We start from the raw sequence: 14,213 nt of genomic DNA on the forward strand, positions 1-14,213 counted from the left end.
CGCGTGGATTGTTGTCGCCACGAAAACATAGATTCCCCGCGCATGCGATTGATGCTTGACGCGGGACTCATAGAATAGATATCAAGGCGCGTCGGTTTTCAGTGCGCCAGGCGATTCAAGGATTCGGACGAATAGCGGAGATTGAAATGGACATCCTCGACGTAGCCCGGCAAGCGGGCATGACCGTCGTGCTCGAAGCACGCATCGGTCGACAGGAATATCACAGTGTGCATGGATCGCTGGCGGCGCTGCAGAGCTTCGCCGAGCGGGTGAGGGCGTCGACGATGGAAGAAACCCAGGCCGTCGAGCACGAGTGAAAAAAGAGCCGTCGGGTTGCGACGGCTCTTTGGTGTGATGTGGTCTCCGGCGCTCGATCCGGTGATCAGTTGAACAGTTCGACCAGACAGACAACTGTCGCGAACAGTCCGATGCAGCCGCCCAATGCGACTGCACCTTGCATGAAACCTCCTAAATTCCCCATATAGCGCTCCGTAGTGTTCTGGGTGTGGCGCTAGTCTAAATCGAAAGAAATAAGAAAGGTAAAAGAAAGTATTGGCGAATTTCTCGCCGATACGTGGTGAACTCGGCTTGTACGATGACGTATCTCAAAGAGATTTGCCGGCTTGCGTCGATTTCTTCAGCCTGTTTTCCCATTTCGCGAGACGCTGATGTATTGCAGGCCGTTTTCGCACCGCCTTCGAACAAATCTCTCAGCTTTCCAATCTTCCTTTTGACGCGTAAGAGAACAATCCGATGTTCGAATGAACATCCTGCGCGCTCCCTCTACGTTTTTGTCCCTTCGCAATACAGTCGCCCAAGAATTGCGCAGAACGGCCATCTGACAGGCTTTTCATCGCATTGATCTGGCGTACTACATGGTTTTCCCTGGTATCCTACAGATGTTTGAGTGATACGATGACCGACGATAAACGCTAACTGGATGTTCGAATTCGCGCATCCAGAAGCGTCACCACCGGGCGGCCTCGGACCCGGTTCGCACAAGGAAACGGAGACAGACTTGAGAACAATCATTGGCCTGCGCTGGTGGATCATCGCGCTCGTGTGCCTCGGGACCATCGTCAACTACCTGTCGCGCAACGCGCTCGGCGTCATGGCGCCAGAGCTGAAGACGTTGCTGCACATGAATACCCAGCAGTACTCGTACGTCGTCGGCGCATTCCAGATCGGCTACACGATCATGCAGCCCGTCTGCGGGCTGATCATCGATCTGATCGGGCTGCGTCTGGGCTTCGCGCTGTTCGCCTGCCTGTGGTCGGCGACGGGCATGCTGCATGGTCTCGCTAGCGGCTGGCTGTCGCTCGCTGCATTGCGCGGGCTGATGGGCTTGTCCGAAGCCGTCGCGATTCCGGCCGGCATGAAGGTGGTCGCCGAGTGGTTTCCGAATCGCGAGAAGTCGGTGGCGGTCGGTTATTTCAACGCGGGCACGTCGCTCGGCTCGCTATTCGCGCCGCCGCTCGTCGTGTTTCTGTCGTTGCGCTACGGCTGGCAGAGCGCGTTTGCCGTGACGGGCGCATTGGGCTTCGTGTGGGCGGCGCTCTGGTATGTGTTCTATCGCGCGCCGGCCGACCACAAGCGGATCAGCGAGCAGGAGCGCACGGCCATCGTCGAAGGGCAGACGCCGCCTGCCGCGCAGGGCCAGGACAAGCGCCGCATCCGCGAAGTGCTCGGCACGCGGCGTTTCTGGGCGATCGCACAGGCGCGCTTTTTCGCCGAGCCGGCCTGGCAAACGTTCAGCTTCTGGATTCCGCTTTATCTCGCCACCGAGCGCCACATGGACCTGAAGCAGATCGCGCTGTTCGCATGGCTGCCATTCCTCGCGGCGGACCTCGGCGGTCTGTTCGGCGGTTATCTGTCGCCATTCCTGATGAAGCGGCTGCGCGTGCCGCTCATCTGGTCGCGTATCGCGGGCGTCGTGCTGGGCGCGTTCATGATGATCGGCCCGGCGTGTATCGGGCTGGTCGCTTCGCCGTATGAAGCCATTGCGCTGTTCTGTGTCGGCGGCTTCGCGCACCAGATGATCTCCGCGCTCGTCAACACGCTCGCCGCCGACGTGTTCGAACCCGGCGAAGTCGGCACCGCGGCGGGCTTTGCGGGCATGGCGGCGTGGATCGGTGGACTGGGTTTTTCGCTGATGGTAGGCGCGCTGGCCGACAAGATCGGCTACACGCCGCTGTTCGGCGCGCTCGGCGCGTTCGACCTGATCGGCGCGACGCTGCTGGTGATCCTGATGCGCGGCGTGTCGCGCGACGCCCGTCTGCAACGCGTCGGCAACGGCGCGGGCAGCGCGGCCTGAACTGACTGACCTGGAAACACATCATGGCTACGTTGAAGAATCGACCGCAGTTTTCTGTCTCCGAAACCCTTAACGGTCAAGCCGGCAACCCGATCGTGCTGTCCGCTGCCGATGGCGCGCGGATCGAACTGTTCGTGCTCGCCGACGACATCATCCGCGTGCTCGTGTTGCCGAAGGGCGAACTTCGCGGACCGCGCACCTGGTCGATTGCGCCCGGCCTGGAAGACGTGCCGATCGAGGGCCGCGACCGGCGCGACCTGAGCGGCTTCGGGCAAACGGCATTCAGCGCGACGAGCGACACGCAAACGCTCGTCGTCGAAACCGCGCAGGTTCGCCTGACGGTCGCACTGGACGGCGGCTTCTGTTCGTGGGCCATCGCGCGTGACGGCGCGTGGCACGACGTGATGAACGACCGCAAGACTCAGGCGTACAACTTCGGCTGGTGGGACGAGCGCGTCTATCACTACGTCGAGCGGCAGCGCGGCGAAATGTACGTGGGTCTCGGCGAGCGCGCCGGCACGCTGGACCGCGCGAACCAGAGCTACGAGATGCGCAACATCGACGCGATGGGCTACAGCGCGCGCAGTACGGACCCGCTCTACAAGCACATCCCGTTTTACGTGACGTGGCAGCCGCAGTCGTCGATGGGCTTTGGCCTGTTCTACGACACGCTCGCCGATTGCCGCTTCGACATGGGCCGCGAGCTGGACAACTATCACGGCCATTACCGGCATTTCGTCGCCGAGCATGGCGATCTGGACTACTACTTCATCGCGTCGGCGGATACGCCGTTGCACGCGGTGCGCCGCTTCACGTGGCTCACGGGCCGGCCCGCGCTGATGCCGAAGTGGGGCCTCGGCTACTCCGGCTCGACGATGAGCTACACCGACGCGCCCGACGCGCAACACAAGATGGGCGAATTCATCGAGCGCTGCCGCGAGCATGACGTGCTGTGCGATTCGTTCCACCTGTCGTCGGGCTACACGTCGATTGGCGCGAAGCGTTATGTGTTCAACTGGAATCACGAGAAATTTCCGGACATCGAAGGTTTCGTGCACGGCTATCTGCGGGAGGGCGTGAAGCTGTGCGCGAACATCAAGCCGTGCCTGTTGCAGGATCACCCGGCATTCGACGAAGCCGCGAAGGCAGGTCTGCTGATCCAGGCGCGCGACGGCGAGCCCGCATGGGTGCAGTTCTGGGACGAAGTGGGCGCGTATCTCGACTTCACCAATCCCGCCACGATCGACTGGTGGAAAGCGCGTGTGAAGGACAGCCTGCTGCGCTACGGCATTGCATCGACGTGGAACGACAACAACGAGTTCGAAATCTGGACACCGGACGCGATCGCGCAAGGCTTCGGCGAGCCGTTCCCCGCGCATCAGGCGAAGGTGCTGCAGACGCAGCTGATGATGCGCGCGTCACGCGACGCGCAGCGTGAGCACGCGCCGCGCACGCGGCCATTTCTCGTGTCGCGTTCGGGTGGCGTCGGCATGCATCGTTATGTGCAGACATGGTCCGGCGACAACTACACGTCGTGGGAAACGCTGCGCTACAACCTGAAAATGGGCCTCGGCCTCGCGATGTCGGGCGTGTCGAACAGCGGCCATGACATTGGCGGATTCTCCGGGCCGGCGCCGGAGCCGGAACTGCTGCTGCGCTGGGTCGCGTTCGGCATTTTCCTGCCGCGTTTCAGCATCCATTCGTGGAATGACGACGGCACGGTCAACGAACCCTGGATGTATCCCGAAGCGACTGCGCAGATCGCCGGGCTCATCAAACTGCGGTATCGGCTGATTCCTTACCTGTACGAACTGCTGTGGCAATCGCATCGCTCGTACGAGCCTGTGCTGCGCCCGCTGTTCGCAGAGTTTCCGAACGATCCGCGCTGCCTCGCCGATGGCGACGACATGATGCTCGGTTCGTCGCTACTCGTTGCGCCTGTCGTGGAGCAAGGACAGCGCGAGCGCGATGTGTACCTGCCGGCGGGCGTGCGCTGGGCGTCGTACTGGAGCGGCGAGGTGTTCGAAGGCGGGCAGAGCGTGACGTTGCCGGCGCCGTTCGAGCAACCCGTGATGCTGCTGCGCGAAGGCAGTGTCGTGCCGTTGAACGTCGCGGAGCAGCACTTCGCGCAACCCGCCGACGAGCGCGGGTTCATCGCGCTGCCATTCGAAGGAACCGGCACGGCGCGAGGCAGTTGCGTCGAAGACGATGGCGAAACGGAAGCCTGGCGAGACGGCATGCAAGGGCGCTGGAATGTCGCAGTCGCAAGCGACGCAACCACGCTGCGTATCACGATCGACCGCGAAGGGCAGATGCCGTTCGCGCAACACGAAGTACAACTCAGCGTGCCTGCGTCCGAGGTCCGCGAAGCCACCTGCACGAACGGCGAAGTAACTGGCGATGTCGTCTTGAATGGCTGGCGCCGTCTGACGCTGCGCCTGGCGCATCCCTAACTTCCACCCACCACACGACCGTCAGGTCTCGATTTAAACCCCAACCATCTTGCATGGGACGCGAGCAGGGCGCTGAAGCGCCTGCTCCGTCGCAAGGAGACTACAAGCAATGAAGACTTTGAAATGCACGCGCACGCGTGCAATGGCCCTCGCATGCCTGCCGTTCGCAGGTGCAGTGCTGTCGGCGGGTGCTTTCGCGCAAAGCAGCGTCACGTTGTACGGCGTCGTCGATAACGCGTTCAGCTACGTCAGCAACCAGCGTGGCCATTCGAATTTCTACATGAGCCAGGGCAACCTGCAGGCGAGCAAGTTCGGCCTGCTCGGCGCAGAGGAACTGGGCGGCGGCACGAAGGTGATCTTTCGGCTGGAAAGCGGCTTCAATTCGTTGACGGGCGCGCAAAGCAGCGCGGGCAATCTCTTCAACCGGCAGGCGTACGTCGGCCTGAGCAACGACAAGTACGGCACGGTGACGCTTGGCCGCCAGTACACGCCTTACTTCAACATGGTCGGCGCGCTCGGGCCGACAGGCGTGCTGACGGGCGCAACGGGCGCGCACCCGGGCGATCTCGACGCGCTCGACACGACGCTGCGTTTCAACAACTCGATCACTTATGCATCGCCGAATATCGCGGGTCTGACATTCGCCGCGCAGTACGGGCTGGGCGGCGTGCCGGGCAGCGTGACGAACGGCAGCAATCTGAGTGCGGCGCTGCGTTACGACTACCAGTCGTTCTCGGCCGCGGCGGGTTACGTGAAACTGAAGAACATCACGACGAGCCAGTCGCTCGGCAGCTTCGCGATCAATTCTCCCGTCAACAACGGCTACGCGAGCGCGAGCAGCACGCAGATGATCGCGGCAGCCGCCCGCTACAACCTCAGCGACCTGATGGTCGGCGTGAACTACTCGAACGTGCAGTACGCGCCGGGTTCGCACTCGCTGTTCGCAAGCGAAGCGGTGTTCAACACGTACGGCGCGATCGCGACTTACCGGTTCACGCCGTCGGTGATCGCGGGGATCGGCTATAGCTACACGCGCGCAAGCAAGGCGAACGGTATCGACGATCCGGCGCAGTATCACCAGATTTCGCTGGAGCAGACCTACAGCCTGTCGAAGCGTACGACGTTCTACGCGCTCGAGGCGTATCAACTGGCACGCGGCAAGTCGCTGGTCGCGTCGGGCTCGGGCGTGACGATCGCGGATGCGGTGGCGGTCGTCGGCGATTCGCAGAACACGACGCCGTCGTCGGGGCCGTCGCAATTCGTTGGCATGGTGGGCATTCGTCACTCGTTCTGACCACGTCGTCATTGCGCGCGGCAAGCGGTTTGTGTCGCGAATCATCACGACTTGACGCCGGGCGTCGCGAGATTGCGGCGGCCCGGCGTTTCTTTGTCCGCTGCGTGGACGTGGGCGAAGGGACGCGGAAAGCGCTTTGGTCGCCTGGTATCATCAGGTGCATTTCACGCATATGCCTGCCCGCTCGGGCGCACCTGATCGACACGATGACAAAGAACAACGCAGTTGCATTGTGCCCGGAACTCGCAGTCATTCTCGCGAGCGAAGTCGGCAAGGGCAACCGGCTGAAAGATGGTCCGAGCAAGGCCGACTGGCCGGAGCCGGGCTCCGTGTTCGCGGCGCTCACGTCCGATCTGCGAAGCGAACCGTCGAACTTCCCGGCATCCGTCCGGCATTCGATCTGCCAGGATCCACGCTACGGCTGGCATGACGAGTGTTACTGCACGATTCATCGGCACCTGCTGGTGGCGGGAGCAACCCATTCCCCTTGATCCCATGCGTCTTGCGCGTTGATTTTCCATTGGCTAATCTCCCGCCACCTGCGCGGATTCCCGTCACACCGTTTCGCCTGCGATTCACGCAACACCCCCTTTCTACCAATTGCGCAAAAACCTGTATGGATATACAGTATCGGCGTGCGATTCAAAAGGAGCGTGCGTCATGGAAATGCGTGTGCATCAACCCGCCGGTCATCCAATGCCGGAGATCGCGGCGTTTGTCGCGGACTTGAAGTCCGCGTTCGGCGAGTGGGAAATCGACGAGGCGATCCGTCGCGGCAAAGCCGGGGAACCTACGTTCTATGCATGCGAGAATGGCCGGTCGGTCGGCACGGCACGCCCGGCAGTGACAGACGCTTTCGCGCACGACCCTGCGCACGTCCCAACAAGCGAAGCCCGTCAGGAAGTTCCAGGCAAGGAGAGTGAGCGATGAAGACAGGTCGTCTGTGGGTCGGGCTGATCGCGCTGGCTTTGACTTCTGCGGCGCACGCGGAAAAGTACGTCGAAATCTGGAATCCGCCGGAAGCGCGTGGCCATTCTGCCGCCCCAGCCGTGCAAAAGCCGCTGCGTCCGCATGCGCAAAAACCGGCGGCGCCACGGCTTGCGAGAAAGGTCACCGAGCCGGGCAACGTACAGGCGGATCACGGCGCGTCGTCGGTGGTCGCGACGAAGCGGTCCGGCAACCGGAGCATTCCGCGCAAGATCGGTCCGGATGGCAACGTGTTTCGCGTCTGACAGATGCGGGAAGGTGGCGGGGCGTCGTTCAAGGCCGCGCGCGGACAACTTGCTACACTGCAGGTCCTTGTCCGCTGTGACTTGAGCCGGCGGCGCTGGCGGAACAATCCGGCGTCGCGTGTCCCAACCGCAGGTCTTCCTCGCAAACCGCATCACGCAACATGAGTGTCATCGTCCGTCGTATCGCGCATCTCGACATGGACGCGTTCTATGCATCCGTCGAATTGCTGCGCTATCCGGAGTTGCGTGGCCAGCCGGTCGTGATCGGCGGAGGTCGCAACGCGATCCCGGAGACCTTGCCGGACGGCACGCGCCGGTTTGCGAAGCTGAAGGACTACGCGGGCCGCGGGGTCGTCACGACTTCGACCTACGAGGCGCGCGCATTCGGCGTCTTCTCGGCGATGGGCATGATGAAGGCCGCCCAACTCGCGCCGGACGCGATCCTGCTGCCAACCGACTTCGATTCCTATCGGCATTACTCGCGTCTCTTCAAGGCCGAAGTGGCGAAGTTCACGACGCGTATCGAAGATCGCGGCATCGACGAAATCTATATCGACCTCACCGACGTGCCGGGCGATGCCGCCGACATCGGTGCGCGCATCAAACACGCCGTGCGCAGCGCAACGGGCCTGACCTGTTCGATCTGCGTTGCGCCGAACAAGCTGCTCGCCAAGATCGGCTCCGAACTGGACAAGCCGGACGGCCTCACCATCCTGACGCCCGACGACATTCCCACGCGCATCTGGCCGCTCGCTGCGCGAAAGATCAACGGCATCGGGCCGAAGGCGAGCGAGCGGCTGGCCGCGCTCGGTATTAATACGGTCGGCGATCTGGCCCATGCGGCGCCGGATCTGCTGCAGGCCAACTTCGGCCTCAAATACGCCACGTGGCTCACGCATGTCGCGCAGGGCAGCGATGAGCGTCCCGTCGTCGTCGAATCCGAGCCGAAGTCGATGAGCCGCGAGACGACTTTCGAACGCGACCTGCATCCGCGCCATGACCGCCCCGCGCTGTCCGAGTCGTTCACGCGCCTGTGCGTGCGCGTCGCGGAAGACTTGCAGCGCAAGGGCTATGTCGGACACACGATCGGCATCAAACTGCGCTTCGACGATTTCTCCACCGTCACGCGCGATCTGACCATTCCCGCTGCGACATCGGACGCGGCGGCGATCCGGCGCGCCGCTACCGAGTGCCTGAAACGCGTCGCGCTGACACGCAAGCTGCGGCTGCTCGGCGTGCGCGTCAGCGGGCTCTCGCTGGTGAGCGAGCAGGCGCCGCCGCTGCCCATACAAGCCGAACTGCCGTTCACGGCTTGAGCGGCGACACCGGCTGACACCACAGCCTTAGCGTTAGCTTCGCCGAAACAGCGCACCGTTCAGGCGGGCAATCGACACGAGCCAACGCCCGATCGTCGCGACCATCGTCTGCCCGCGCGGACCCGTGTCGATCTGCGCGATCGCGGCGCGCTGCCCAGCCGCGAGAACTTCGACGAACGCTTCGTACGGCAGCACATGGCGCTCGCCTTCGCACAGGACGACCGACACCCGAGGTGCGTCGCCAAGCAGCCAGTCCAGTGAGGCATCGCGGTAGCTCAACCGCAGCGTGCCTTCCAGCGCGACGATCGCGGTTTCGCGCTTGAACCAGGCGGCGTGAACCTGGCCGGGAGCGTATCGGTATTCGAAGGGTTTCATCGAGAATCCAGTCCGAAAGCAGTCAATTGATCGACCCGGCGATTTCAGAATCGATAGGTCAATGTCGAAAGCGTAAAGACAGTCATCGGACCGCAACAGACTCACGCGTTTAGAATCTGTACCGATACAGGAACCTGTTTTGTTGCGCTGTTTCCGTCTGAATTGCCAAGGTCTGTATCTGGCAATCTATCCACGCAGCAGGCACGATCCGAAGGATGATCTTGCTGAACGACGAACCCCATCTCGCATCGCCCGACACGGGCGCACCGCTCTACGAACGCCTCGCCGAGCACTATCGCCGCGTGATCGCGTCGGGAACGCTCGCGCCCGGCGACCGGATGCCGTCGGTGCGTGCGTTGATGAGTCAGCATCGCGTGAGTCTGTCGACGGCGATCCAGGTGTTTCGCCGTCTCGAAGACGGCGGCTGGCTGCAGGCGCGGCCGCGTGCGGGCTACTTCGTGCGGCGTGCGCCTGCCTCGAAACTGGCGACGGTCGCCGAGCCGGAGATTCCAGCGCTTGCCGAGCCGGCGCGCTACGTCGGCTTGCACGAACGTATCTCGCGTGTGATCGAGCGGGCCCAGGCGTTTCCGGATGCGCTCAATCTCGGCGGCGCGACAGGGGATGCCGCGCTGTATCCGACCGAGCGGCTGCAGGCGCTCGCCTCGCGCATCCTGCGCCATCGGCCGACGCTGTTGACGGAGGTCGGCGAAGACGGCGGCGCGGGGGAGTTGAGGCAGGCTGTCGCGAAGCGTGCACTGTCGACGGGCGTGACGGTCTCGCCCGACGACGTGCTCGTGACGAGCGGCGGCGTCGAAGCCGTGAACCTCGCGTTGCGTGCCGTTGCGCAACCGGGCGATACGATTGCCGTCGAATCGCCGGCATTTTTCGGGCTGTTGCAGATACTCGAAAGTCTCGGACTGCGCGCGCTCGAAATACCGACCAGCCCGACCACGGGCCTGTCGCTGGAAGCGCTCGACATCGCGTTGACGGCATGCCCGGACATCAAGGCGCTCGTCGTCGTGCCGAACCTGCAGAATCCGCTCGGCTGCGTGATGCCGGACGCGCGCAAGGCCGAACTCGTCCAGTTGTGCGTGCACCGTGGCATCGCGCTGATCGAGGACGAGCCGTATCGCGAGCTGATCGAATCGGCGGAACCCGCGCGGCCACTGAAGGCCTGGGATCGCGACGGCGGCGTGATCTACTGCGCGTCGCTGAACAAGGTGCTCGCGCCGGGCATGCGGCTCGGCTGGATGTCGTCGGGGCGCTGGCATGCGCGCGTGCGGCTGTTGAAATTCGCGCAGACGCGCAACAACGAGTCGCTGGCGCAATTCGTTGCGGCCGAATTCATTGGCTCGGGCGCGTATGACCGGCATCTTCACCGCTTGCGCGAGAAACTGCGCGTGCAGCGCGAGGCGAGCGCCGATGCGATCGGCCGATATTTTCCGGCTGGCACGCGGCTGAGCTTGCCGCCGGGCGGTCTGCTGCTGTGGGTCGAATTGCCGGACGGCAAGTCGTCGGATGCGCTGTTCGAGGCGGCGTTGCCGCACGGTATCCGGATCGCGCCCGGCTCGATCTTTTCGAACTCGGAGCGCTTCCGCTCGTTTATCCGCCTCAGTTGCCCGGGTCCGTTCGATGACCGGATGGACGCGGCGCTTCGTCAACTCGGACGCCTCGCCGGGGAAATCGGCTGAGGACCGGAAAGGGCCGCAAGCGCTGGCGCCGGGCGTGCGTGATTTTGTCTGTGCAATCGACGCAGCGAAGTCCGCTTCATTCGTCACCGCATTGTCACGAAGCGCGGCTAATTTCGAAACGCACCCCATACAAAGCTTTCAGCAACTCACTGCGTGGGTCCGGGTCAGGCGCCGAAGCGCGGACTCTGCTCGACTGCACTTTCGTGCATGGACGGGCGTAACGCGTGCAAACGCCGACGCTCATCCACCGCACTTTCGTGCATGGGACGGAAGTAAGGTCAAAAACGCCAGCTCCCGTCCACTACGGAGGCAAACCATGAAAATCGCTCTGTTCGCAGCCGCCAGCCTGATCGGCGCGCTGTCCTGTTCCTTCGCGCACGCAGCCGACGTCACGGGCGCGGGCAGCACCTTCGCGGCCCCGATCTACACCAAATGGGCCGACGCGTACCAGAAGACGGGCGGCGGCCGAATCAACTACCAGGGCATCGGCTCGTCGGGCGGCATCAAGCAGGTGCTCGCCAAGACAGTCGACTTCGCCGGCTCCGACGCGCCGCTCAAAGACGATGAGCTCGCAAAAGACGGCCTGTTCCAGTTTCCGACCGTGGTGGGCGGCGTGGTGCCCGTCGTCAATCTGCCGGGCATCAAGCCGGGTGGGCTGGCGCTCTCCGGCCCGGTGCTCGGCGATATCTACCTCGGCAAGATCAAGAAGTGGAACGACCCGGCCATCGCCGCGCTCAATTCCGGCGTGAAGCTGCCCGACACGGACATCGCCGTCGTGCGTCGCGCGGACGGCTCGGGCACGAGCTTCATCTGGACGCATTATCTGGCGCAGGTGAACCCGGAGTGGAAGAGCAAGGTCGGCGAAGGCACGACGGTGAACTGGCCGACGGGCACGGGCGGCAAGGGCAACGACGGCGTCGCCGCATTCGTGCAGCGGCTGCCGGGCGCGATCGGCTACGTCGAATGGGCGTACGCGAAGCAGAACAAGATGACGTACACGTCGCTGAAGAATGCGGCCGGGAACGTGGTCGAACCGAAGACGGAAACTTTCAAGGCGGCGGCAGCGGGCGCCGACTGGTCGAAGTCGTTCTATCAGATCCTCACCAACGAGCCGGGCAAGGACGCATGGCCCGTCGTCGGCGCGACGTTCGTGCTGGTGCATTCGTCGCAGGACAAGCCGGATCGCGGCAAGGAAACGCTCAAGTTCTTCGACTGGGCGTTCAAGAACGGCAGTCAGACGGCGCAGGAACTCGACTACATCACGCTGCCGGATGGCGTCGTGTCCGAGATCCGCACGCAATGGAAGGCGAAGGTCAAGGACGCCGCCGGCAAGCCGATCGCCGATTGACCAGATTAATCGTACAAAAACGGGCCGGTGCGCGAGAACGCCGGCCGTCATTGAACAGTAACGGGGCATCGCGATAATGCGAGTCCTGGCCTGAGAGCAGTCGGGACGGGCGTGAAGCACGGCGTCGGCCGCGCGTAGCGCCAGCTATCCCGATTGAAAGCCAGAGACGCACCCATGACTATTCCCATGCTGACCACACACCGTGGCTATCGCCTGCAAGCCAGCGCCGCCATTCGCGACGATGGCCTGCACGCGGCCGATCTGATCATCGAAAAACCGGGCCTGCCGGCTCGCATCTTCAACGCACTCGACTTCTTCTACGACGGCGAGCAGGCACTCCGGTATGCGACCGCCTGGGGCCGCATCTGGGTCGACATGAAAGGTTGATCTTGCCTCCCGCTTTCCGGTGCCGCCTGCGCTCCATGCGCGGGCACCGGGCAGCCGCTTCCCGCTGAAAACGATATCAGCGGATATTTCTTCCCAAATATTGGGGCAGGGTTCAAAAGACGATGAACAGGCCGTAACAGGCGGAGCAACCGTCATCCCTCGACGGCGCGCCTCCTCTCCTCATCGTTCATGAAACTCACATTCAAGCTTCCTCTCGCTTTCGCCGCGGCGCTGTTCCTGATGTTCGCGGGCGCGATGTACGGCCTCTATTCGATGCACCGCTCGATCGACGAATACAACGACCTCGTGCGCGTGCATGTCGCGAACGAGCGGATGGCCGCGAGCATCCTCGTCAATTTCAAGCTTCAGGTGCAGGAATGGAAGGACATCCTGCTGCGCGGCAAAGACCCGGCAAAGTTAGACAAGGGCTGGACCGCGTTCGAAACGCAGGAGCGGACCGTCGACTCGCAGACAAAGGCGCTGCTCGCGTCGCTCGACGATGCCGGCGCCCGCGCGCTCGTCGAGCAGTTCGCGGCGGCTCACGTCGACATGGGCGGCGGCTATCGGAAGGGCCTCGAAGCGTTCAAGGCGGCCGGCTTCGAGCCGACGGCGGGCGACAAGGCCGTCGCCGGTGTCGACCGTGAGCCCGCGCGCCTGCTCGGCGAGGCCGTCCAGCAGATTGCGACGAAGACGGCGGCGATGTCGGCACAAGCCGCCGACGACGCGCGCCGCGCCGCCGCGATCAGTCTCGTGCTGATGCTGGTGGCGGTCGTAGCCGGGTTGGGTGGCGCGTTTCTGTTCAGCCGTTCGATCACGTCGCCGTTGACGCGCGCCGTGGAAGTCGCACGCGGCGTCGCGCGGGGCAATCTGACGACGCACATCGAATCACACGGCAGCGACGAAATCGGCGCGCTGCTGAACGCACTCGCTGACATGCAGGCGAGCCTCGCGAAAGTGGTGAGCAAGGTGCGCCGCAATGCGGATGGCGTCGCCACGGCCAGTTCGGAAATTGCAGCGGGCAATCTGAGCCTGTCGGCACGCACCGAAGAGCAGGCGGCGTCGCTCGAAGAAACGGCGGCCAGTATGGAAGAGCTCACGGGCACCGTGCGGCAGAACGCGGGCAATGCGAGCCACGCGGCGTCGCTGGCGGAGAAGGCATCGGGCACGGCGACCCACGGTGGCGACGTAATGCGGCGCGTCGTCGACACGATGGCGGGTATTTCGGAAAGCTCGTCGAAAGTCGGCGAGATCATCGCGGTGATCGAAGGCATCGCGTTCCAGACGAATATCCTCGCGCTGAACGCGGCGGTCGAAGCAGCGCGCGCGGGCGAGCAGGGACGTGGCTTCGCCGTCGTCGCAGGCGAAGTGCGCGCGCTCGCGCAGCGCAGCGCGACGGCCGCGAAGGAAGTCAAGGCGCTGATCGAGCAGTCTTCGACGCGCGTTGCGGCGGGTGCGGACCTGGTGCGCGACGCAGGCGGCATCATCGGCGAGATCGTCGATTCCGTGCAGCAGGTAACGAGCATCGTCGCGGAGATTTCAGCGGCATCGAACGAACAGAGCACGGGCATCGAGCAGGTCAATCTCGCCGTCACGCAGATGGACGAAGTCACACAGCAGAACGCGGCGCTCGTCGAGCAGGCGTCGGCGGCCGCGCAGTCGATGGCGGAGCAGGCGCACTCGCTGCGCGAAGCCGTCGCAGTGTTCACGACAACTGATTCACGCCATCCCGCAGCCCGCTAACTTCATACGATTAGCAGCGCGAACTGCCGAGTGTATGACTTCGCACACATTCAATTTTGCGAC

13 protein-coding genes are annotated in these 14,213 nt (G+C 63.5%); 12 read left to right on the forward strand and 1 reads right to left on the reverse strand.

Annotated features, from left to right (window positions below; translation table 11 throughout):
- Positions 1 to 146: 146 nt before the first annotated feature.
- The 8 genes from PPGU16_RS18000 (at position 147) to dinB (ending at position 8,609) form a co-directional block, all read left to right on the forward strand.
- Positions 147 to 317 carry a hypothetical protein gene (locus tag PPGU16_RS18000; protein WP_007589740.1) on the forward strand — a complete coding sequence of 57 codons (171 nt, stop codon included), beginning with the start codon at positions 147 to 149 and terminating at the stop codon, positions 315 to 317.
- Positions 318 to 1,018: 701 nt separating this feature from the next.
- Positions 1,019 to 2,314, forward strand: coding sequence for an MFS transporter (locus tag PPGU16_RS18005; RefSeq protein WP_180723996.1), 1,296 nt, complete (start codon positions 1,019 to 1,021; stop codon positions 2,312 to 2,314).
- Positions 2,315 to 2,337: 23 nt separating this feature from the next.
- Entirely contained in the window at positions 2,338 to 4,767 is a 2,430-nt protein-coding gene (locus tag PPGU16_RS18010) for a glycoside hydrolase family 31 protein (RefSeq protein WP_180723997.1), read from the forward strand.
- A gap of 109 nt (positions 4,768 to 4,876) precedes the next feature.
- Positions 4,877 to 6,061: a porin gene (locus PPGU16_RS18015; protein WP_180723998.1), complete on the forward strand. Its 1,185-nt coding sequence runs from the start codon at positions 4,877 to 4,879 to the stop codon at positions 6,059 to 6,061.
- 206 nt (positions 6,062 to 6,267) lie between these two features.
- Positions 6,268 to 6,552: a hypothetical protein gene (locus PPGU16_RS18020; RefSeq protein ID WP_180724000.1), complete on the forward strand. Its 285-nt coding sequence runs from the start codon at positions 6,268 to 6,270 to the stop codon at positions 6,550 to 6,552.
- Positions 6,553 to 6,721: 169 nt separating this feature from the next.
- Complete coding sequence (locus PPGU16_RS18025) at positions 6,722 to 6,991, forward strand: hypothetical protein (RefSeq protein ID WP_180724002.1); 270 nt, start codon at positions 6,722 to 6,724, stop codon at positions 6,989 to 6,991.
- The gene (locus tag PPGU16_RS18030; protein ID WP_180724003.1) at positions 6,988 to 7,293 is read left to right on the forward strand and encodes a hypothetical protein; all 306 of its coding nucleotides are present in this window, start codon (positions 6,988 to 6,990) and stop codon (positions 7,291 to 7,293) included. The genes PPGU16_RS18025 and PPGU16_RS18030 overlap by 4 nt, the downstream gene beginning before the upstream one ends.
- A 161-nt stretch (positions 7,294 to 7,454) precedes the next feature.
- Positions 7,455 to 8,609, forward strand: a complete 1,155-nt coding sequence (dinB, locus tag PPGU16_RS18035; protein ID WP_180724005.1) for a DNA polymerase IV — start codon at positions 7,455 to 7,457, stop codon at positions 8,607 to 8,609.
- A 33-nt stretch (positions 8,610 to 8,642) separates the two neighbouring features.
- On the opposite strand, the gene PPGU16_RS18040 is transcribed toward dinB, so the two are convergent.
- Entirely contained in the window at positions 8,643 to 8,984 is a 342-nt protein-coding gene (locus tag PPGU16_RS18040) for a hypothetical protein (RefSeq protein WP_180724007.1), read from the reverse strand.
- A 215-nt stretch (positions 8,985 to 9,199) separates the two neighbouring features.
- Here PPGU16_RS18040 and PPGU16_RS18045 point away from each other — a divergent pair, with 215 nt between their 5' ends.
- The 4 genes from PPGU16_RS18045 (at position 9,200) to PPGU16_RS18060 (ending at position 14,150) form a co-directional block, all read left to right on the forward strand.
- Entirely contained in the window at positions 9,200 to 10,675 is a 1,476-nt protein-coding gene (locus tag PPGU16_RS18045) for an aminotransferase-like domain-containing protein (protein WP_180724008.1), read from the forward strand.
- 316 nt (positions 10,676 to 10,991) lie between these two features.
- Positions 10,992 to 12,023, forward strand: a complete 1,032-nt coding sequence (pstS, locus tag PPGU16_RS18050; protein ID WP_180724010.1) for a phosphate ABC transporter substrate-binding protein PstS — start codon at positions 10,992 to 10,994, stop codon at positions 12,021 to 12,023.
- 174 nt (positions 12,024 to 12,197) lie between these two features.
- Positions 12,198 to 12,410 carry a hypothetical protein gene (locus PPGU16_RS18055; protein WP_131242264.1) on the forward strand — a complete coding sequence of 71 codons (213 nt, stop codon included), beginning with the start codon at positions 12,198 to 12,200 and terminating at the stop codon, positions 12,408 to 12,410.
- A gap of 189 nt (positions 12,411 to 12,599) precedes the next feature.
- The gene (locus tag PPGU16_RS18060) at positions 12,600 to 14,150 is read left to right on the forward strand and encodes a methyl-accepting chemotaxis protein (RefSeq protein ID WP_180724011.1); all 1,551 of its coding nucleotides are present in this window, start codon (positions 12,600 to 12,602) and stop codon (positions 14,148 to 14,150) included.
- Positions 14,151 to 14,213: the final 63 nt, after the last annotated feature.

It is taken from the genome of Paraburkholderia largidicola (assembly GCF_013426895.1).
Taxonomy (GTDB): domain Bacteria; phylum Pseudomonadota; class Gammaproteobacteria; order Burkholderiales; family Burkholderiaceae; genus Paraburkholderia; species Paraburkholderia largidicola.

Bases quoted from the DNA above. Each gene is read 5' to 3' on its own strand.
- PPGU16_RS18000 (WP_007589740.1), top strand. From the start codon at position 147: ATGGACATCCTCGACGTAGCCCGGCAAGCGGGCATGACCGTCGTGCTC.
- PPGU16_RS18010 (WP_180723997.1), top strand. From the start codon at position 2,338: ATGGCTACGTTGAAGAATCGACCGCAGTTTTCTGTCTCCGAAACCCTT.
- PPGU16_RS18015 (WP_180723998.1), top strand. From the start codon at position 4,877: ATGAAGACTTTGAAATGCACGCGCACGCGTGCAATGGCCCTCGCATGC.
- PPGU16_RS18020 (WP_180724000.1), top strand. From the start codon at position 6,268: ATGACAAAGAACAACGCAGTTGCATTGTGCCCGGAACTCGCAGTCATT.
- PPGU16_RS18025 (WP_180724002.1), top strand. From the start codon at position 6,722: ATGGAAATGCGTGTGCATCAACCCGCCGGTCATCCAATGCCGGAGATC.
- PPGU16_RS18030 (WP_180724003.1), top strand. From the start codon at position 6,988: ATGAAGACAGGTCGTCTGTGGGTCGGGCTGATCGCGCTGGCTTTGACT.
- dinB (WP_180724005.1), top strand. From the start codon at position 7,455: ATGAGTGTCATCGTCCGTCGTATCGCGCATCTCGACATGGACGCGTTC.
- PPGU16_RS18040 (WP_180724007.1), bottom strand. From the start codon at position 8,984: ATGAAACCCTTCGAATACCGATACGCTCCCGGCCAGGTTCACGCCGCC.
- PPGU16_RS18045 (WP_180724008.1), top strand. From the start codon at position 9,200: ATGATCTTGCTGAACGACGAACCCCATCTCGCATCGCCCGACACGGGC.
- pstS (WP_180724010.1), top strand. From the start codon at position 10,992: ATGAAAATCGCTCTGTTCGCAGCCGCCAGCCTGATCGGCGCGCTGTCC.
- PPGU16_RS18055 (WP_131242264.1), top strand. From the start codon at position 12,198: ATGACTATTCCCATGCTGACCACACACCGTGGCTATCGCCTGCAAGCC.
- PPGU16_RS18060 (WP_180724011.1), top strand. From the start codon at position 12,600: ATGAAACTCACATTCAAGCTTCCTCTCGCTTTCGCCGCGGCGCTGTTC.